General features: G+C 69.3%; 13 protein-coding genes and 2 pseudogenes. 11 read left to right on the top strand and 4 right to left on the bottom strand.

Going from position 1 to position 18,932, the window contains the following annotated elements:
* Positions 1-5 precede the first annotated feature (5 nt).
* Entirely contained in the window at positions 6-2,660 is a 2,655-nt protein-coding gene (locus tag RV986_RS09855) for a cellulose binding domain-containing protein (protein WP_475917034.1), read from the bottom strand.
* Between the two features lie 237 nt (positions 2,661-2,897).
* Entirely contained in the window at positions 2,898-5,840 is a 2,943-nt protein-coding gene (locus RV986_RS09850) for a glycoside hydrolase family 48 protein (protein ID WP_475917033.1), read from the bottom strand.
* Between the two features lie 256 nt (positions 5,841-6,096).
* Here RV986_RS09850 and RV986_RS09845 point away from each other — a divergent pair, with 256 nt between their 5' ends.
* The 5 genes from RV986_RS09845 to RV986_RS09825 all read left to right on the top strand — a co-directional run bounded on the left by RV986_RS09845 (position 6,097) and on the right by RV986_RS09825 (position 11,739).
* The gene (locus tag RV986_RS09845; RefSeq protein WP_475917032.1) at positions 6,097-7,566 is read left to right on the top strand and encodes a cellulase family glycosylhydrolase; all 1,470 of its coding nucleotides are present in this window, start codon (positions 6,097-6,099) and stop codon (positions 7,564-7,566) included.
* A 169-nt stretch (positions 7,567-7,735) separates the two neighbouring features.
* Positions 7,736-9,445 (top strand): glycoside hydrolase family 6 protein, encoded by a 1,710-nt coding sequence (locus RV986_RS09840; RefSeq protein ID WP_475917031.1) that lies wholly within the window; start codon positions 7,736-7,738, stop codon positions 9,443-9,445.
* Between the two features lie 218 nt (positions 9,446-9,663).
* Positions 9,664-10,605: a class I SAM-dependent methyltransferase gene (locus tag RV986_RS09835; RefSeq protein WP_475917030.1), complete on the top strand. Its 942-nt coding sequence runs from the start codon at positions 9,664-9,666 to the stop codon at positions 10,603-10,605.
* A gap of 104 nt (positions 10,606-10,709) precedes the next feature.
* On the top strand, positions 10,710-10,952 hold the full coding sequence (locus tag RV986_RS09830; protein ID WP_475917029.1) for a hypothetical protein: 243 nt from the start codon (positions 10,710-10,712) through the stop codon (positions 10,950-10,952).
* 85 nt (positions 10,953-11,037) lie between these two features.
* On the top strand, positions 11,038-11,739 hold the full coding sequence (locus RV986_RS09825) for an SDR family oxidoreductase (RefSeq protein ID WP_475917028.1): 702 nt from the start codon (positions 11,038-11,040) through the stop codon (positions 11,737-11,739).
* 103 nt (positions 11,740-11,842) lie between these two features.
* Here RV986_RS09825 and RV986_RS09820 read toward each other — a convergent pair whose 3' ends face one another.
* Both RV986_RS09820 and RV986_RS09815 read right to left on the bottom strand, forming a co-directional pair.
* Entirely contained in the window at positions 11,843-12,538 is a 696-nt protein-coding gene (locus tag RV986_RS09820; RefSeq protein WP_475917027.1) for a glycoside hydrolase family 75 protein, read from the bottom strand.
* 303 nt (positions 12,539-12,841) lie between these two features.
* A complete protein-coding gene (locus tag RV986_RS09815) occupies positions 12,842-13,633 on the bottom strand; it encodes an aldo/keto reductase (protein WP_475924236.1) in 792 nt (263 codons plus the stop codon).
* A 354-nt stretch (positions 13,634-13,987) separates the two neighbouring features.
* Between RV986_RS09815 and RV986_RS09810 the strand changes: the two are divergent.
* The 6 genes and pseudogenes from RV986_RS09810 to RV986_RS09785 all read left to right on the top strand — a co-directional run.
* A pseudogene (locus RV986_RS09810) lies at positions 13,988-14,095 on the top strand (pyrroloquinoline quinone precursor peptide PqqA); the annotation flags it as partial.
* A 90-nt stretch (positions 14,096-14,185) separates the two neighbouring features.
* Positions 14,186-14,878 (top strand): annotated as a pseudogene (gene pqqC / locus RV986_RS09805) (pyrroloquinoline-quinone synthase PqqC); the annotation flags it as partial.
* 704 nt (positions 14,879-15,582) lie between these two features.
* Positions 15,583-15,837 (top strand): pyrroloquinoline quinone biosynthesis peptide chaperone PqqD, encoded by a 255-nt coding sequence (gene pqqD, locus RV986_RS09800; RefSeq protein ID WP_475917026.1) that lies wholly within the window; start codon positions 15,583-15,585, stop codon positions 15,835-15,837.
* Positions 15,834-16,919 (top strand): pyrroloquinoline quinone biosynthesis protein PqqE, encoded by a 1,086-nt coding sequence (gene pqqE / locus RV986_RS09795; protein WP_475917025.1) that lies wholly within the window; start codon positions 15,834-15,836, stop codon positions 16,917-16,919. Before pqqD ends, pqqE begins: the two co-directional genes overlap by 4 nt.
* Complete coding sequence (locus RV986_RS09790; protein ID WP_475917024.1) at positions 16,916-18,118, top strand: glycoside hydrolase family 88/105 protein; 1,203 nt, start codon at positions 16,916-16,918, stop codon at positions 18,116-18,118. The genes pqqE and RV986_RS09790 overlap by 4 nt, the downstream gene beginning before the upstream one ends.
* A 7-nt stretch (positions 18,119-18,125) precedes the next feature.
* Positions 18,126-18,920 carry a Tat pathway signal sequence domain protein gene (locus tag RV986_RS09785; protein WP_475917023.1) on the top strand — a complete coding sequence of 265 codons (795 nt, stop codon included), beginning with the start codon at positions 18,126-18,128 and terminating at the stop codon, positions 18,918-18,920.
* The last annotated feature ends 12 nt before the right edge of the window (positions 18,921-18,932 follow it).

Genomic DNA, 18,932 nt, shown 5'->3' with positions numbered 1-18,932 from the left:
CGTCGTCAACTCACCGAGCAGGCCTGATCTCCCAGCTTGAAGGTGGTGGGTTTGGTGTTCGCACCCGTCCAGCTGCCCGTGAAGCCGAAGCTCACCGATGAACCCGCCGCCACGTTCGCGTTCCAGGTCAGGTTCTTCGCAGTGACCGTCGTCCCCGACTGGGTGACGTCGGCGTTCCACGCCTGGGTGATCTGCTGTCCGTCCGTGAAGGGCCAGCTCAGGGACCAGGTGTTCCAGGCGGTGGTACCGGTGTTGGCGAGTGCCACGTCCGCCTGGAAGCCGCCCGACCACTGGTTGGTGATCCGGTACGTCACGGCGCAGGCGCCCGTCGGCGGGGGCGTCGGATCCGTACCGCCACCCCCGCCCCCGGTGTCCGAACTGTCGCCGTAGATGATCCCGCGCCCGTTGGTCGTGATGTACACACGCCCGTAGATCCGCGGGTCTCCCGTGATCGCGCCGCCGGTCCAACCCCACTGGTGGGCGTCGTCGTTGATGCGGGTCCAGCTCGCGCCCTTGTCCGTCGAGCGGAAGATGCCGCGCACTCCGCCGATCTTCGCGCTGGTGTAGAGCGTCTGGTACGAGGCACCGGTCGCCGCCTTGCCGAAGCCGATGGTGTCGGCCTGGTCGACGTTCGACAGCCTGGTGAAGCTCACGCCGCCGTCCGTGGAGTGCCACAGTCCGTACGCGCCGTCGCTCGCGCCGCCCGCCAGCCAGATGTCGCCCTTGGTACCGGGCAGCGCCTTGAAACGCACGCTGTCACCGCTCGGCAGACCGCCGGCGGCGGAGGCGGTGAAGGTGGCGCCGCCGTCCGAACTCACGTAGAACCTGCCGGACTTGAAGCCGTAGAAGGTCTTCGGGTCGACCCGGTCCGACTCCACGATCGCGCCCGCGGGGATACCGCCGGACGCCGACCACGACGTACCGAATCCGGTCGTGTACTGCACGCCCGCGCCCACCGGGCTCCACACGAAGCGGCTGCCGTCGGACGCGGACGCGACCGTACCGCCGCCGCTGACGCCCGAAGGGTCGGCGCCCGCGAACCAGTTGGCGCCGTTGTCCGTCGAGAAGGCGACATGCGGACCCGAGTCGAGGTTGCCGACCCGCACCACCGTGTTCGGGTTGGTCTCGGCGTAGTCGAGGCTCGTCGTCGTGGTGAGGTTCGGCGAGGTGTACATCATCGACGGCACCTTGGTGAGATCGGTGTGCCGGAAGCCGCCGATGTCGCCGAGGGCGCTGAGGAGGGTGGCCCCGGAGGGGGGAGCGGCGAGGTCGTTGACGGCCGTCTCCTCCAGGCCCTGGACCATCGGCCGTATCGTGAACCGGCCGCCGCTGTCCCAGTTGGTGAGGTTCTCGGTGCCGTAGACCGTCGCGCCCGTTCCGTACATCATCCGGGCGGAGTTGAACGGGTCGATCTCGAACCCCTCGGTCATCCAGCCGAGTTTGGGGGTCTGTTCGGGCGGTGAGGGGTTCGCGCCGAAGGTCAGCCAGGGCACGGACGACACATCCATCGTGTAGCGGTTCGAGCGGTTCGGGTACGAGGTGTAGTCCCAGGCCTTCGTCCAGGTGCCGCCGCTGTCGGTGGAGCGGAAGATCTGGGTGTCCGGCCACCAGGAGCTGTACGCCGTCGTCATCACCGTGCCGGGGTGCTGCCGGTCGACGGTCAGACCGCTGAAGCCGTAGTAGGTGTCGGCCTCCGCGACCGGGCTGATGTTCGTCCAGGTCCCGGTCTTCGTGGCGTACCGCCACAGCTGGCCCTTGCCGCCGTCGTACGGGCCGCCCTTGTCGCTGTAGGCGAGGTAGAGGTAGCCGTTCGTGGCGTCGAGGACGCCCTTGTGGGCGAGGTAACCGGTGGGCTGCCCGGCGAGCCGGGACCAGGTCGCGCCGCCGTCCGTCGAGCGGTAGACCGCGTTGTCCTTGTCGGCGACCCCGACGTAGATCGTCCGTGTGGTGCTTCCGGAGGTGCCCGTGGACTCGTCGAAGGTGACCCAGACGATCCCCTGGTTGTCGGAGGCGTAGCCACTGGTGTCGGTCGCGTCCTGCACGTAGTTGCCGACGTTCGGGAAGCCGGTCACCTGCGACCAGGTGACGCCCGAGTCCGTGGACCGCCACAGGCCCTTGCCGCTCGGCGCGCCGAGGTACAGCACGCTGTTCTTGTTGGGGTCGATCGCCAGGCGCTCGCCCATGCCCCGGCCCGGCATGTTCCCGCCCAGCTTGAAGGGCAGATCGGTCCGCTGCCAGCTCGCGCCCCGGTCGGCGGAGCGCAGCACGGCGCCGTTGCCGGGGTCCCAGCTGTTCGTGTACGTGCCGACCGCCGCGTACACCTTGTTCGGGTCGACGGAGTCGGACGCGAGGCTGACCACCCCGGTGTGGCCCCACCGGTCCCAGCCGACCGAGTCCGTGAGCGGGGTCCAGGTCTTCGTCGACTCCTGCCAGCGGTAGGCGCCGCCGATGTCCGTACGGGCATAGGCGAGGTTCTTCTCGGAACGGTTGAAGACGATGCCGGGGACGAAGCCGCCGCCGTCGATCCGGGCGTTCTTCCAGGTGTACGTGTCGGCGGCGAGCGTCGTTGTCGGGGTGTTCGCGGCGAGGGCGGACGGGCCGCCCGTCAGTAGGCCGGCGGCGAGGGCCAGTACGGCCGTGAGGATGCGGGTTCTTCGCACGGTGGGGTCCTCTCTGAAGGAGGGCACGGCTACCGGGCGGCCCCCAGTGCGGGTGAGGGCCGCCCGGCCAGGTGGCCTCGTCGTCGGGTGACGAGACCGCGCACGCGGAGCTTTCAAGTGGTTCCGGTGAAGCGCGGCGAGCTACCGCGCCCCTTCAGGGGCGCGGGGAACTGCGCGACCAGCCACAACCGGCCCGCAGCTCACCTACCGCCCGACCCGCGGAGCGCTTGGCGGGGACTATTCGAGTAGCTCCGCGTACGAGCCCATGGCCAGGGCGATGTCCGCCTGGGCCCAGAACCGGTGGTACGTGAAGGAGGGCGCGGCTCCGCCCGCCAGATAGGCCTGGATCTTCGACCAGTTCGGGTCGTTCTTGTAGAAGGACCTGAGCGAGGTGAAGGTCGAGGTGGAGTTGATCGTGTCGCCGTTCGGCATCGTGCCGCTCCAGCCGCTCGGGACGTAGACCGTGTCGTCGAAGCGGTTGTAGTCCGCGCGGGTCTCCGGGACGGCGATGCCCAGGCTGTCCTGGTAGTTGCTCCACATGCCGTCGAGGAGGGCCTTCGCCGTCGTCTTCGCCTGGGCGTTGCCGGACTTGGCGGCGTAGTACGACAGGGTCTTGGCGTACGCGGCCGCCACACCGACGTCGTTGGTGTAGTCGGCGACGGTGACGTGAAGTCCCGTGTTGGCTCCGGGACTCGACGCGTTCCAGGTGTCCGGCGCGCCGGACCACTGGAGCGTGGAGGGGATCCGGTAGGTGCCGTCCGGGTTGATCGTGGTCTTGGACAGCGCCCAGGAGACCCACTTGTCGAGGATCGCCTTCGCGCTCGCGTTCCCCGTCTGCTGGTAGTACTCGGCGACCCGCTCCATGGACCAGGCCTGAAAGCCGAACCACTGGTTGGACGGCGGGTCGTGGTACACCGGCTGCTGGTCGTAGTACATGCCGTAGAAGGTCGGCGTCCCGGCCGGCGGGGTCGCGTAACGGCCCGCCCAGCTGTTGGTCGCGCCGCCCGCGATGGCGCCCTCGCTGGACTGCAGCCAGCGGTAGAACTCCAGCTGCCGGGTCAGCGAGGTACCCCAATCGGCCGCCCCGGTCGAGGACTTGGGCTTCAGGTCGGCGTACGAGCTGAGCGCGTACGCGGCCAGCGGGTTCTGGTAGCCGCCGTGGACATGGCTGGAGCCGATGCGCCAGGCCCAGCCCGCCGAGGCGTCGGTGGCGCCGCCCCAGGCGTAGTACCAGGAGAGCAGATAGTGCGAGGCGTCCTTGCCGGTGCCGGCCGCGCAGGTCGACGGGCCGACACAGTTGCCGATCTTCTTGAAGTACTTGTCGTACATGGCGTAGCGCAGATAGTCGCCCATCTTCGCCGCCTTGCCGACGGTCGTGGACACATCACCGCCCTTGCCCTGCGCCTTGGCCCAGACGTCGGCCCAGTAGGCCGCCTGCACCGCCCGCGCGTCGGCGTCCGGCGCGTCGGTGTACTTCCACTGCCTCGCGTACGAGGAGTCCCCGGTGAAGAGGTCCAAGTACCCGTTCGTGGAGCCGTACTTGAAGGCGTCGCAGGTCGGCTGCGGCACGGTCTCCCACACCGACTCCTGGGCGCCGCGCTGGAAGGTGTTGATGTACGACGGTCCGGTCGCGGTCGGTCCGGCCTCGCACTTGCCCGGCTCGTCGCCGTAGCCGTAGACGTTGTCGACGTCCTGCAGCCAGTGCATGCCGTAGACGTCGTCCGTGCCGTACGCGCTCTTCAGCTCGCCCGCGATCGGGTCCGAACCGACGGAGACGCCCGTGTCGAGCCTGGCCGGGTACTCGTTCGGGGTGTCGAGCTCCGGCGCGTAGGTCGCGGGCTTCGAGGCGTTGTAGAAGGAGTTCGTCGGCTGGTCGGCGTGGGTGGGGATCATGTATGTCTCCATGGTCGTCCACGCGGCGTTGAACTTGGACCAGTCGCCGGTGACCTTCCCGTACATCGCCTGCAGCCAGATCAGATAGCTGTACGCCTCCGACGTCGTCTCATGACCCTGGTCCGGCGCCTCGACGATCAGCGTCTCCACCGAGTGGTAGGGGATGCCCTCGGGGGAGAAATAGCCGTTCGCCGGGTTGGTGATCCTGCCGTAGAGGTCCAGGAAACGGGCGTCGTACGTCTTCGACGCGGCCAGCTCCGTCACCGTGACCGTCGCCTTGGCGTACCCGGTCGCCGCGGCGGTGAAGGTCGCGGCGCCGGTCCCCGAGGCATCGGCGGTGACGGTCACGTTCTGCGCCGTGTTCCAGGTGGACGGGGTGAAGGTGAGCGAGGCGCCGCCGGTGACGGACAGACCCGTGTTGCCGTCCGTGCGAGTGGTCGTCACCGTCACGTTCGCGGCCGGTTGTTTCGAAAGTCGCACCGCGAACGTGCCCGACTTCGACTGCTGCACGCCGAGTTGGGCCGGCGAGGCCACCACGGCGGGACCCGCGGCGACCGTGATGCCGACCGGTGTGGACGCCGCCGACGCGCCCAGGCTGTCGTACGCCTTGGCCACCAGCGAATGACTGCCCACGGCCAAGCTGGAGGTCGACAGTGTGTACGGGGAGCTGGTGTCCGTTCCCAGCAGGGTCGTGTCGTCGTAGAACTCGACCTTGCCGATCGTCGCGTTGTCGGCGGCCGCCGCGGTCGCGGCCAGCCCAACCGCGTCGCCCTGCGTGTAGACCGCGCCCGCGGCCGGACTGGTCAGCACGGTGATCGGCGGCTGGTGGGCGCCGGTGCAGGTGGTGCCGTTGACGGCGAAGGAGGCGGGTGCCGTGTTGGTGCCGCTGTAGGTGAACTGCGCGCCGGTGGAGACCGCGGCCCCGGCGGCGATCGTCCCGTTCCAGGACGCGTTCTTCGCGGTGACCGTCCTGCCGGACTGCGACCAGGTGCCGTTCCAGCCGCTCGTCAGCGTCTGGTTGCCCGTGTAGTCGTACGTCAGGGTCCAGCCGTTGATCGGGTCCGTGCCCCGGTTGGTGAGGGTGAGGTCCGCGGTGAAGCCGGAGCCCCAGTCATTGGTCTTGTAGTCGACACTGCACTGAACTACCGCTGCCTGTGCGGGAGTTGAGCCGGTCGTGAGGGTGGTGAGCGTCGCGAGTGGAAGGGCGAGGGCCGTCACCACGGCGGTCCACAGCCGCCGCGGCCCGGACAGAAGTGCGCGGTGTCTCCTTCTGGGACTGGGGTGCATGTGCTGGTCCCTCCTTGCGGCTCGGAGAAGTGGGGGCGGAGCAGCAACAAGCTGTGAACCAGTGGGAGCGCTCCCATATTGAGGAGGGGGGTCGAAGGGGTCAAGGTGCTTGAAGAGTCGAAATTGTTCGATTGATCAACACTGCGACACCTCTGTCCTTTACCGACACTTGGCGCTAGCTTCATCCGCACCAGTGGGAGCGGTTCCATCAGTCGACGCGTCAGCCACGACGCGCCCGAGCTGCAAGGAGTCGCTCATGCGACACCCTCCGCGTTCAGGTCTTTTAGTGGTCGGCGCCGCGGTCGCCCTCGTGGGCACCGCGATCGCGCCGGTCGTCACGGCTTCAGGAGCCGCACCCGCGTGCACGGTGGACTACTCCGTCACGAGCCAGTGGGACACCGGCTTCCAGGGCGCCGTGAAAATCACCAACAACATGGCAGCGCTGAGTAGTTGGAGTCTCACCTTCGACTTCGCGGGCGGCCAGAAAGTCAGCCAGGGCTGGAACGCCAAGTGGTCCCAGTCCGCCACCACGGTCACCGCCTCCAACGAGAGCTGGAACGGCTCGCTGGGCTCGGGGGCCAGTGTCAGCGCCGGGTTCCTCGCCTCGTGGTCGGGGAGCAACGCCGTACCCACGACGTTCAGGCTCAACGGGACGACGTGCAACGTGGATGCGGAACCCTCGCCGACCCCGACAGAGCCGCCCCCGGCCGGCGCGGCGCCCAAGCTGCACGTCTCCGGGAACAAGCTCGTCGACGCCGACGGCAGAACCCGCCGCCTGCTCGGCGTCAACCGCTCCGGCGGCGAGTTCATGTGCGTCCAGGGATACGGCTTCTTCGACGGCCCGGTCGACGACGCCTCGGTGAAGGCGATCGCCGACTGGAAGGCCAACACGGTCCGCATTCCGCTGAACGAGGAGTGCTGGCTCGGCCTGTCCAACATCAAACCCGAGTACGCGGGCGCCAACTACATCGCCGCTGTCAAGGATCTGGTGGCCAAGGTCGAGGCGCACGGCATGACCCCACTCGTCGAACTGCACTGGAGCTACGGGCAGTACACCGGGAACTCGGCGGGCTGCTCCGACGTGCACGCCACCTGCCAGAAGCCGATGCCGGACGCGCAGTACACCCCGGCCTTCTGGGCCTCGGTCGCCGGTGCCTTCAAGGACGACCAGGCCGTCGCGTTCGACCTGTTCAACGAGCCCTACCCGGACCGGGCGACGTCCACCACCGCGCAGGCGTGGGCCTGCTGGAAGGACGGCGGCAGCTGCCCGGGCATCGGCTACGAGGTCGCCGGGATGCAGGACCTGGTCGACGCGGTACGCGGCACCGGCGCCAAGAACCTGATCCTGGCCGGCGGGCTCGCGTACTCCAACGACCTCAGCCAGTGGCTGACGTACCGGCCCAGTGATCCGACGGGCAATCTCGTCGCGGCCTTCCACACCTACAACTTCAACACCTGCGCGAGTGAGAGCTGCTGGAACTCGACGCTCGCCCCGGTGGCGGCCCAGGTCCCGCTCGTGGCGGGGGAGATCGGTGAGAACACCTGCTCGCACGGCTTCGTCGACACCGCGATGAAGTGGTTCGACGACCGGGGGCTCTCCTACCTCGGCTGGACCTGGAACACCTGGGACTGCTCCTCCGGTCCCTCCCTGATTTCCAACTACGACGGCACTCCCACGTCGTACGGGATCGGGCTGCGTGATCATCTGCGCGCCCTCAACGGATGACCGATGCAGGGAGCGAACGGTCGGCCGGCGCGAGAAGCCACGCACACCCGCGCTGGAAGGCCATGCACACCCGCGCAAGAACGCAACGGACACCCGCGCAAGAACGCAACGGACACCCGCGCAAGAACGCAACGGACACCCGCGCAAGAAGAGATGGGAACCCGCACTCATGAGTCGTACCAAAACCGCGCTCCTAGGGGCGCTCGTCCTGCTCGCCGGGGCCTCGGGCACCGCCGTGGCGGCCGTCCCGGCGGACCCCGCCGGTATCGCCGCCATCCCCTGCACCGTCGACTACAAGGTGCAGAACCAGTGGGACACCGGCTTCACCGCCGCCGTCACGGTTACCAACAACAGTGCCGCCAAGACCTCTTGGGCGGTGAAGTGGGCGTACGCCGGGAACCAGAAGGTGACCTCGGGCTGGAACGCGAAGATCAGCCAGAGCGGCACCGCCGTCACCGCGGCCAACGAGACCTACAACGGGACGCTGGCGACCGGCGGTTCGGTGAGCTTCGGCTTCAACGCCTCCTACAGCGGCACCAACGCACTGCCCAGCACCTTCACCCTCGACGGGGTGACCTGCAATGTGGACGACGGAAGCGGTGGCGGAGGAGGGGGCAGCGACCCCTCCGGGAGAGTCGACAACCCGTACACCGGAGCCAAGGTGTACGTGAACCCCGAGTGGTCCGCGAAGGCCGCGGCGGAGACCGGCGGCAGCCGGATCTCCAGCCAGCCCACCGGCGTCTGGCTGGACCGGATCGCCGCGATCAACGGGGCGAGCGGCAGCATGGGCCTGCGCGCCCACCTCGACGCGGCGCTCGCCCAGAAGGGCAGCGGCCAGGAGGTCGTCCAGCTGGTCGTCTACGACCTGCCCGGACGTGACTGCGCGGCCCTCGCCTCCAACGGCGAGTTGGGCCCGACGGAGATCGACAAGTACAAGACGCAGTTCATCGACCCGATCGCGGCGATTCTCGCGGACAGCAAGTACGCGAGTCTGCGGATCGTCACGACCATCGAGATCGACTCGCTGCCGAACCTCGTCACCAACACGGGCAGCCGGGCCACCGCCACCCCGCAGTGCGACACCATGCTCGCCAACGGCAACTACGTGAAGGGCGTGGGCTACGCGCTCGCCAAGCTGGGCGCGATCCCGAACGTCTACAACTACCTCGACGCCGGCCACCACGGCTGGCTCGGCTGGGACGACAACTTCGCTCCCTCCGCCACCCTGTTCAAGCAGGCGGCCACGAGTGAGGGCGCCACGGTCGACGACGTCCAGGGCTTCATCACCAACACGGCGAACTACAGCGCCCTGAAGGAGAACAACTTCACCATCAACGACACGGTGAACGGCACCTCCGTCCGCCTGTCCAAGTGGATCGACTACAACCGCTATGTCGACGAGCTGTCCTTCGCCCAGGCCTTCCGCAACCAGCTCGTCTCGGTCGGCTTCAACTCCGGCATCGGCATGCTGATCGACACCTCCCGGAACGGCTGGGGCGGTACGGCGCGGCCCACCGGTCCGGGCGCGACGACCAGCGTGGACACCTACGTCAACGGTGGACGCTACGACCGCCGTATCCACGTCGGGAACTGGTGCAACCAGGCCGGTGCCGGCCTCGGCGAGCGCCCGCAGGCCTCCCCGGCCACCGGGATCGACGCCTATGTGTGGATGAAGCCTCCGGGTGAGTCCGACGGCTCCAGCTCGGCCATCGCCAATGACGAGGGCAAGGGCTTCGACCGGATGTGCGACCCGACGTACACCGGCAACCCCCGGAACAACAACAACATGTCCGGCGCGCTGCCGAACGCCCCGCTGTCGGGGCACTGGTTCTCGGCGCAGTTCCAGCAGCTGATGACGAACGCCTATCCGCCGCTGTAGGACGCCTGACCTGGTGATTCGCCGGGGGCGGGCCTCCTGGGCCGCCCCCGGCGGATCGCGAACTCCACTGCCGAGCAGCCGCCGTCCGCGGGTTCCAGCTCGGAGGGCGCCGCCGGGTACACGGCGACCGCCGTTTTTGCTGTTTGCGCAACATCGATGGCCGTTTCCGGGAGCTGGAGAGCACGCTGTGTACGCACCCGGACGAGAGGCTGGCCACCATGGCGCACGATCACGAGCACGAGCACGAGCAGCGGCACACTCACGACCACACCCACGACCACACCCACGACCAGACGCACGACCACACGCACATGGACTTCGCCAAGATGGTCCCCATGCTGGAGCAGGAGGCGGAACTGTTCAGCCCGCAGTACATCGAGGCGGCGGCCTGGCTGCGGGAGCAGCGGCCCGAGCCGGGGCTGATCGTGGACGCGGGCAGTGGCCCCGGTGTCATCTCCTGTCTCCTCGCGGACACCTTCCCCGCGGCACGGGTCGTCGCCGTGGACGAGGTGGAACCCCTGCTGGAGCGGGCCCGCGCCCGCGCCGACCGGCTCGGCGTCGGCGACCGCTTCAGCACCCTGCGGGCCGAACTCGGCAACGGGCTGGGGGGCTTGGAATACCCGGCCGACCTGCTGTGGGCCAGCAGGTCCCTGCACCACGTGGGTGACCAGCGCGCCGCGCTCACCGGTTTCGCGCGGGCTCTCGCGCCCGGCGGCACCCTCGCCCTCCTGGAGGGGGGTCTGCCCACGCGCTACCTCCCGCGCGACTTCGGCATCGGCCGCCCCGGCCTGCAGTCCCGTATCGACGCGGTCCACGAGGAGTGGTTCGGCCGGATGCGGAACGAACTGCCCGGAGCTGTGGCCGAGACGGAGGACTGGCCCGCCCTGCTGACCGCCGTCGGCCTGCGCCACACCGCGACCCGCACCTTCCTCGTCGATCTCCCCGCCCCGGTGTCGGAGGAGACCCGCGCCTTCGTCGTCAGCTCCCTCACCCACCGCCGGGACTCTCTGGCCGTCGGCCCCGCCGCCGCCCTCGACGCGGACGACCTCGCCACCCTGGACCGTCTCCTCGACCCGGACGACAAGGCGAGCGTGCACCACCGCCCGGACCTCTTCCTGCTGACGGCGCACACGGTGTACGTGGCCGTGAAGCCGGAGTAGTCCGGAGCGGTCCGGAGCAGTCAGGGCCTGTCCACAGGCCCTGGGCGGGCTGTTCGGACGTTCCGGGCGGGGCCGGTCGGAACGTCCCGCGGACCGAGGCCCCCGTGGCGATCGATCCGGCCGGGCGCACGGTCCCGACCCACGAGGGAGTCCTGATCGACGTCTCGACGGGCGGCCGGCGCAAGGCAGCCGGCGGCGAGGACCTGCTGCGCACGGCGGTCTTCAGCCCCGACGGCGGTGGAGCACCCCGCGGCGGCCTTTGGGCGTGCGCACGGGCCGAGGGCGGAGCGACTCGGGCCGAACGGCGTGGACATCTGCCCAACGTGCCCCACCGGCAGGCGTGTTGAGGGAGACCGGCGGTGTCGGCCTTGACTTCGAGAGTGCTCCAAGTGATGTACTCCCGCTGTTCATCGCATACATACGGGGGTAGCCATGACCGACTCGCCTGTCGCACTCATCACCGGTGGCGGAAGCGGCATCGGAGCCGCGGTCGCGCGGAGGCTTCTCGACAGCGGTCACCGGGTCACCGTCACCGGGCGGGGTGCGGAGCGGCTGCGCGCCTTCGCCGAGGAACTCGGCCGTCCCGAGGGGCTGTTGACGGTCGTCGGGAACGCGGCCGAGTACGACCAGGTACGGGCGGCGGTCGACCTGACCCGCAAGGAGTTCGGGCGCCTCGACACCGTCGTCGCCAACGCCGGCTTCGCCACGCACGACACCCTCGCCGAGGGCGACCCGGCCGGCTGGTCCGAGATGGTGCTGACCAATGTGCTGGGCCCCGCACTGTTGATCAGGGCTTCCATCGACGCCCTGAAGGAGACGCGCGGCCGGATCGTGCTGATCGGGAGTGTGGCGGGTCATGTCCACACTCCCGGCAACATCTACGGGGCCACCAAGTGGGCCGTGACCGGCCTCGCCGAGAACGCCCGCCGCGAGGTCACCGAGTTCGGTGTCGGCGTGACCCTGATCTCGCCCGGCCGGGTGGAGACCCCGTTCTGGGACAGCAACGGGAGCCTGCCGCCCGGCCGTCTGCTGACGGCGGATCAGCTCGCCGAGTCGATCGTCTGGGCGATCCGCCGGCCGGAGGGCGTCGATGTGAACACCGTGGTGGTACGCCCGATCGGCCAGCCGAACTGAGGTGTCCCGCAAGGGGCGCGGGACCGTGACGTAGGCGGCTCCGCCGTGCGGGCACGACCGGTCACACCCGGCCCGCACCTTCCGAACCGACCGGCGGCAGCCCTCAGTTGCTCTGCAGGAACTGCTTCGCCAATGAGTCTCCGAGAGACACCGCCGCGCTGTGACTCTCGATCGGCGACACCTGCGAGTTCTTGAACAGGATGTACGTCACCCCGGAGTCGGCCCCGCCCGTGGCGGGGTCGGGGTCGATGCCGAGGGCCTTCGCCGTGGCGTACGACGCCTCGCCGATGATCTTCGTGGGTCCGGTGTCACCGACGACCGCGTACTCGACCTTGTTGTTGTAGATCACGGCGACGACACCGCCACCCTTGATGCCGTAGCTCGTGTACTTCCAGATGCTGCTGGTGCTGGGCACGACCACGTACGGGAGCGACTCGGCCCGCAGCGGCTTCCCGTCGGACTGGTGGAACGCCGTGTCGTCCTGGAACCAGGGGTCGGCGTCGCCGTTGCACTGGCCGGTGACCTGGCCGTCGCAGTCGATGTCCATGTCGGCCTTCCAGAACACCGCGCCATTTTTGCCGCACACGGGGATCGTGGCCGAGGTCTCGTCGTCGGTCTTGTACTTGCCGCTCGAAATCTGCGAGCAGGACGTCACCTTGGCGAGCAGGTCGGCCGCGCTGACCGAGCCCTCCTGGGCGGAACGGGGTGCGGCGGTGCCGGACGCGCTGGCCGGGAGTGCGGAGGTGGCGAGGAGCGCGGCACCGGCGACGGCCGCGAGGGTCAGTGTTCGAGAGCGCACTGTGGGGGACCCTTCTGTTAGGAAAGTTTCCTTACCGGGTTGCCGTACAAGGTGGACCTGCTTGCATGACCGCGTCAAGCCCTTCGGTGGAGTTGGTCTGGTCCAGGAGCTGGAACAAGAAACTCAAACGGGCGCCGGGGAACGGGGGGCGGGCGGCGGAAGGCCGGAGGTCGGAAGCCGGAGGTCGGAAGCCGAAAGCCGGAAACGGGAGCGGAACCCTGGTCGCCGAACGCCGCCTGCCCGGACACGCGGTGTGTGTCCGGGCCGGCGGGTGGTTCGGGGCGGCGGGTGGTTCGGGGCGGGTCAGCCCATGTCGAACGTCGCCGGGTCGGGACCCAGACGACGGTCCTCGTTCAGCGCGCTGATCGCCGCGATGTCCTCGGTGTCCAGGGAGAAGTCGAAGACCTGGATGTTCTCCTTGATCCGGGACGGGGTCACGGACTTGGGGATCACGATGTTGCCCAGCTGGATGTGCCAGCGGAGCACGATCTGCGCCGGGGTGCGGCCGTGCTTCTGGGCGATGGCGACGATCGCCGGGACCTCCAGCAGACCCTTGCCCTGGCCGAGCGGGGACCAGGCCTCGGTGGCGATGCCCTGCTCCGCGTGGTACTCACGCGCCGCGCGCTGCTGCAGGTGCGGGTGCAGCTCGATCTGGTTGACGGCCGGGATGACCGACGTCGCCTCGATCAGCTTCTCCAGATGCTCCACGGGGAAGTTGGAGACGCCGATGGCCTTGGCGCGACCGTCCGCGTGGATCTTCTCGAAGGCCTTGTACGTCTCGATGTACTTGCCCCGGGACGGCAGCGGCCAGTGGATCAGATACAGGTCCAGGTACTCCAGGCCCAGCTTCTCCAGGGAGGTGTCGAACGCGCGCAGCGTCGAGTCGTACCCCTGGTCGCTGTTCCAGAGCTTGGTGGTGACGAAGAGGTCCTCGCGGGGGATTCCGGAGGCGGCGACGGCCTTGCCGGTGCCCTCCTCGTTGCCGTAGATCGCCGCGGTGTCGATGCTGCGGTATCCGGTCTCCAGTGCCGTGGCGACGGCCTGCTCCGCCTCGTCGTCCGGGACCTGCCAGACACCGAAGCCCAGCTGCGGCATCTCGACGCCGTTGTTCAGGATGATCGGGGGGACCTTGCTCACGAGCTCTCGATCCTTCAGTCGACGGGTGGTACTCCCATCGTCAACGATCACGGGCCGTGCCGCATTCCTGACCGGCGATTTCCCTGTGGATTCCTGGTGTGAGTCGGAGATTGGCCGGAAATGGATCCGACCTTATCGGTCCGGACCATTGACCAGGTCCCGTCATCCGACCACTCTGTAGGGCGTCACCGAACGTGTTGATGAACTCGGTGCATGCATGTGAACACCAGCACCTGTCTGGGCACTACACCCCCCACCCATCAGGGAAGCAGGTACGCACACATGAATGAGAAGGTTCCCGACGTTCACTGTATGGAACAGGTCATTCGGGAAACATCGGAGGAAAGGGTCTGGGAGACCCCCGGCTATCTGGTCGTAGAGACCGCTCTGGAGGTCACCGCGTACGCCCTCGGCGGGCGGCTGGGCCCGGTGACCGGACGGACGCCCGCCGGGCTGCGCCGGGCGCGTACCGCCTAGCCCCGCGGTGGTCGAACTGTGACCGCGACACCCGTGTGCGGCGACGGTGCCGCGGCCCCTTGGGGAACCGTCGAGTTCACCGAGCGGCTGCGTGCCGTCGCCGAGGAGCGATACCACGACCGACATCCCTTCAACCTCCGCATGCACCAGGGCGAGTTGACGCCCGCGGAACTGCGCCGCTGGATCGCCAACCGCTTCCACTACCAACGCCACATCCCCGTCAAGGACGCCCTGATCCTCGCCAAGTTCGACGAGCCCGCGCTGCGCCGGGTCTGGCTGCGCAGGATCCAGGACCACGACGGCACGGCCGCCGGGGAGGGCGGCATCGAACGCTGGCTGCGGCTGGGCGAGGCCGCCGGTCTTGACCGGTCGGTGCTGTGGGACACCTCCCGGGTGCTCCCCGGCGTCCGGCTCGCGGTCGAGGGATACGTCAACTTCTGCCGTCTGCGCCCGGCGCTCGACGCGGTCGCGGCCTCGCTCACGGAGTTGTCGGCGCCCGGGCTGATGCGCAGGCGGATCGCCGCCTTCGAGCGGCACTATCCCTGGATCGAGCCCGAGGGGCTCGCCTACTTCCGGTCCCGCGTCGGGCAGGGCGGCCGCGACAGCGAGGAGGCGCTCGCCCTCGTCCGGACGTGGGCGCGCACGCGGGAGCAGCAGGAGCGGGCGGTGACGGCGCTGACGTTCAAGTGCGAGGTGCTGTGGGCGCTGCTCGACGCGATCGATCGCCCGGGAGGCCCCGCGCCGACGAGCCCGCCGACGCACCACCCACCGAACGCCGTGCCGGGCGGCGCCTCGCGGGGCGACCGCGGTGTTGTGCCGGGCGGCACGTCGCGGGGCGGCCCCGGCGCCGTGCCGGGCGGCGCCTCGCGCGGCAGCCGCAGTTTTGTGCCGGGCGGCACCTCGCCGGGTGGCCCCGATGCTGTGCCGCGGGGCGCCCTGCCGGGCGTGCTGGACATGGCGGGCACGTCGGGTGCGATGAGTGCGCCGGGCACGTCGCACGTGCCGGGCGCGTCGCACGTGCCGGGCAGGTCGGATGCGCCGTGCACGCTGGATGCGCTGGACGCGGCGGGCACGTCGGGCGCGCCGGGTGCGTCGGGTGCGTCGCGCATGCCGGGTGCGCTGGGTGCGCCTGACACGCCGAACGTGATGGGTGCGCCGGACGTGATCGGTGCGTCACGTACGCCGGATGCGTCGGGCGTGCTGGACATGCCGCGTGTGCCGGGCGTGCCGGATGCGTCACGCACGCCGGGCCCACCGGACGCACTGGGTGCAGCGGGCGCACCGTACGCAGCGGGCGCACCGGATGCACCAGACGCGCCACGCACGCCAGACGTACCCGGCCGCGTGTGCGCGGATGCCTCGGTGCGTGGGACGGATCGTCCGCCGGGGGGCGCCGGGCCGGTGGCGTCCGCGGATGCGGGGGGTCGGCCATGAGGTGGCGTCCGGTCCTCTCCCCGCCCGTGATGCTCCGGCACGATCCGGTTCGCGCGAGCGACTTGCTGCTTCTGCCCGAGCGGGTCGTCGTGCTGCGCGGGCACGCCGGCAGTGTCGTCCGGCTCTGCGACGGCAGCCGCGAGGTGCACGAGATCGTCGCCGCGCTCGGTGAACGGTTTCCGGGGGCTCCGGTCGCGGAGGAAGTCCCGCGATTCCTCTCGGCACTACGCGAGGAGGGCTGGCTCAGATGACCGTGACCGTCGAACCGCCCTGGGCCCTGCTGGCCGAACTCACCCACGGCTGCCCGTTGCGCTGCGCGTATTGCTCCAACCCCGTCGAACTGATCAGTCGGTCAAGAGAGCTGACCGCCGGACAGTGGTCCGACGTACTGCGCCAGGCCGCTGACCTGGGCGTCGTCCAGACCCACCTGTCCGGCGGCGAACCCCTCCTCAGACGCGATCTCGCCGAGATCGTCACCGCCGCCGACACCGCGGGCCTCTACACCCAGCTCGTGACCAGCGGTGTGGGCCTGCACGAGCGACGTCTGGCGGAGCTGCTGGACGCCGGACTGCGCAGCGTCCAGCTCTCCGTGCAGCACATCGAACCCCGAGCCGCCCAACTCATCGCGGGAGCCCGCGCGTTCACCGCCAAGGAGCGGGCCGCGCGGCTGGTGCGGGCCACCGGACTCCCGCTCGGACTGAACGTCGTGCTGCACCGGGCCAACATCGACGCCGTCGACGACCTGATCACCCTCGCCCTCGCCTGGGGCGCCGACCGGATCGAGCTCGCCAACACCCAGTTCTACGGCTGGGCGGCGCGCAACCGCACGGCCCTGCTGCCGACCCGGGACCAGGTCGAACGGGCCCGCGCCACAGTGCGACTCAGGAGTGAACAACTCGCCGGGAAACTGGAGTTGGTCTGGGTCGCCCCCGATCTGCTCGACGGCACCGCGAAACCCTGCATGGGCGGCTGGGGCGCCGTCTCGCTCACCGTCGCCCCGGACGGCACCGTGCTCCCCTGTCCGTCCGCCGCGGCGCTGCCCGGACTCGACGCGCCGAACGTGCGCGAGCACCGGCTCGACCGGATCTGGCGCGACTCGAACATCTTCAACGCCTACCGGGGCGAGACCTGGATGCCGGCCCCCTGCCGTGGCTGCGCCCTGCGCTCGACCGACTTCGGCGGCTGCCGCTGTCAGGCGTACGCGCTCACCGGCGACGCCTCCCGCACCGACCCGGCCTGCCGCCACGCCCCCGACCACCACCTCGTCCGCGCGCTCGTCGACGAGGCCCCGCGCGGAAACTCCGCCTTTGCCTACCGAGAGGGAGGATCATGAGACGACGACGTCTGCGAGCCGCGCTGATGGCGGGTGTGCTCACCACCGCAGGCCTGACCACGGTGGCCGCCACCGCCCCGCCGGCTCCCCAGCCCCACACATCCCTGGGCCGGCCGGCCGCCGCCACGGACTGGTCCGTCGCCCTTGTCGACTCGACCATGGCCCGCTATACCCCGAGCACGATCGGCGGCTGGTCGTACCCGGTCGGGCTGTACCTCTACGGCCAGTACCTCACGTACCAGCGGACGCACGACGCGCGCTATCTCGCGTACATCAAGAGCTATGTCGACCGTTTCGTGGCGAGCGACGGTTCGATCGGCCAGAGCTTCAACAGTCTCGACAGCATGCAGGCGGGGCGGCTGCTGACGATCCTGCACCACGAGACGGGCCTCGACCGCTACCGCAAGGCGGCGAAGAAGATCCGCGACCGTCTGAACACCTACCCGCGCACCTCCGACGGCGGCTTCTGGCACGCCGACACCAGCAGCCGTGCCCATCAGCTCTGGTCGGACGGCGTCTACATGGTGAACCCGTTCCTCGTCGAGTACGGCAAGGAGTTCGGGGACGCGACCTACGCGAACGACGAGGCCGCCAAGCAGCTGTACGTCTACGGCAACCACCTCCAGGTCGCGAGCGGTCTGTTGAAGCACGCGTACGACGAGTCGAAGACCGCGAGCTGGGCGGACCCGCAGACGGGGCTCGCCCCCGAACACTGGTGCCGGGCGGTCGGCTGGTACGCGATGGCGATCGTCAACGTCCTGGACGCGATCCCGGTCAACCATCCGCGACGGCCCCAACTGGTCGGCATCCTCAGGAGGTTGGCCACCGGCCTGGAGAAGTACCAGGACCCGGCCACCGGCCGCTGGTTCCAGGTGATCGACAAGGGCGGCCGCAGCGACAACTGGACCGAGACGTCCTGCTCCAGCATGTTCACCTACGCGCTCTCGCGCGGCGCCCAGCAGGGCTACCTCGACCCGCACTACGCGTCCGTCGCACAGCGCGGCTACCAGGGCGTCCTCGCCAGGATCTCGGTCGGTTCCGACGGCCGCACCGACCTCACCGACATCTCCATCGGTACGAACGTCGGCGACTACGCCTACTACATCGCCCGCGACCGGGCCACGAACGACTTCCATGGCCTCGGTGCCTTTCTGATCATGAACGAACAGCTCACAGCCCACCCACTCAGGACGAGGTGAGTCAGTCATGAGCACCACCAGAAGGACCCTGCTCGGCGCGGCGCTCGGCGGCGCCGCCGGAGCCGCGGTCGGCATCCCCGCGACCGCCACCGCCGCCCATGCCGCCTCCTGGCAGCTGAAGTGGTCCCCGACGGCGAGCGGCGACAAGCTCGGCGCCTTCGAGACCATCGAGGACGACCGTGCCGACTCGCACCCCGCGGGCCAGCCGCACATCTTCGCCACCGGCGACAACTGGCGCTTCAACATGCACACCGTCGACCGCGACACCTCGACGGACCGCCAGCGCCAAGAAGTCACTGGCCTGCGCAACGGCAGCGGCAGTGACTACCTCAAGTGGACCGAGGGCCAGACCTGGCGGCTCACGTACTCGATGTACATCCCCACCTCCCTCAAGGCGACCACCACCTTCACCCACATCATGCAGATGAAACAGCCCGGCACCGGCACCTCGCCGATCGTCGTGCAGTCGCTGCGCCGGGTGAACGGGGTGCAGACCATCGAGCTGAAGCTGGCCATCGACGACATCCTCATCGGCCGCACCGATCTGGAGCCGCTGCAGAACAAATGGATCGACGTCGACTTCCAGATCAAGGTCGGCAACGGCTCCGCGGGCACCGTCCGCTGGATCCTCAAGAACGGTTCGACCACCGTCATCGACGCCTCCAAGTCGGGCGTCGACACCTTCCTCGCCGACCGGGTGCGCCCCAAGTGGGGCATCTACCGCTCTCTCGGCGACACCTCCGGGTCTCTGCAGGACTGCTACCTGCTGCTGACCAACCTGCGCGGCTACCAACTCGTCTAAGGAGCCGGCCTC

Source organism: Streptomyces sp. RLA012 (genome assembly GCF_056270325.1).
Note: the sequence above shows the minus strand (reverse complement) of the source record. Positions and strands in the feature narration are given on the sequence as shown.

Bases quoted from the DNA above. Each gene is read 5' to 3' on its own strand.
- RV986_RS09850 (WP_475917033.1), bottom strand. From the start codon at position 5,840: ATGCACCCCAGTCCCAGAAGGAGACACCGCGCACTTCTGTCCGGGCCG.
- RV986_RS09825 (WP_475917028.1), top strand. From the start codon at position 11,038: ATGACCGACTCGCCTGTCGCACTCATCACCGGTGGCGGAAGCGGCATC.
- RV986_RS09815 (WP_475924236.1), bottom strand. From the start codon at position 13,633: ATGCCGCAGCTGGGCTTCGGTGTCTGGCAGGTCCCGGACGACGAGGCG.
- RV986_RS09835 (WP_475917030.1), top strand. From the start codon at position 9,664: ATGGCGCACGATCACGAGCACGAGCACGAGCAGCGGCACACTCACGAC.
- RV986_RS09785 (WP_475917023.1), top strand. From the start codon at position 18,126: ATGAGCACCACCAGAAGGACCCTGCTCGGCGCGGCGCTCGGCGGCGCC.
- pqqE (WP_475917025.1), top strand. From the start codon at position 15,834: ATGACCGTGACCGTCGAACCGCCCTGGGCCCTGCTGGCCGAACTCACC.
- RV986_RS09845 (WP_475917032.1), top strand. From the start codon at position 6,097: ATGCGACACCCTCCGCGTTCAGGTCTTTTAGTGGTCGGCGCCGCGGTC.
- RV986_RS09840 (WP_475917031.1), top strand. From the start codon at position 7,736: ATGAGTCGTACCAAAACCGCGCTCCTAGGGGCGCTCGTCCTGCTCGCC.
- pqqD (WP_475917026.1), top strand. From the start codon at position 15,583: ATGAGGTGGCGTCCGGTCCTCTCCCCGCCCGTGATGCTCCGGCACGAT.
- RV986_RS09790 (WP_475917024.1), top strand. From the start codon at position 16,916: ATGAGACGACGACGTCTGCGAGCCGCGCTGATGGCGGGTGTGCTCACC.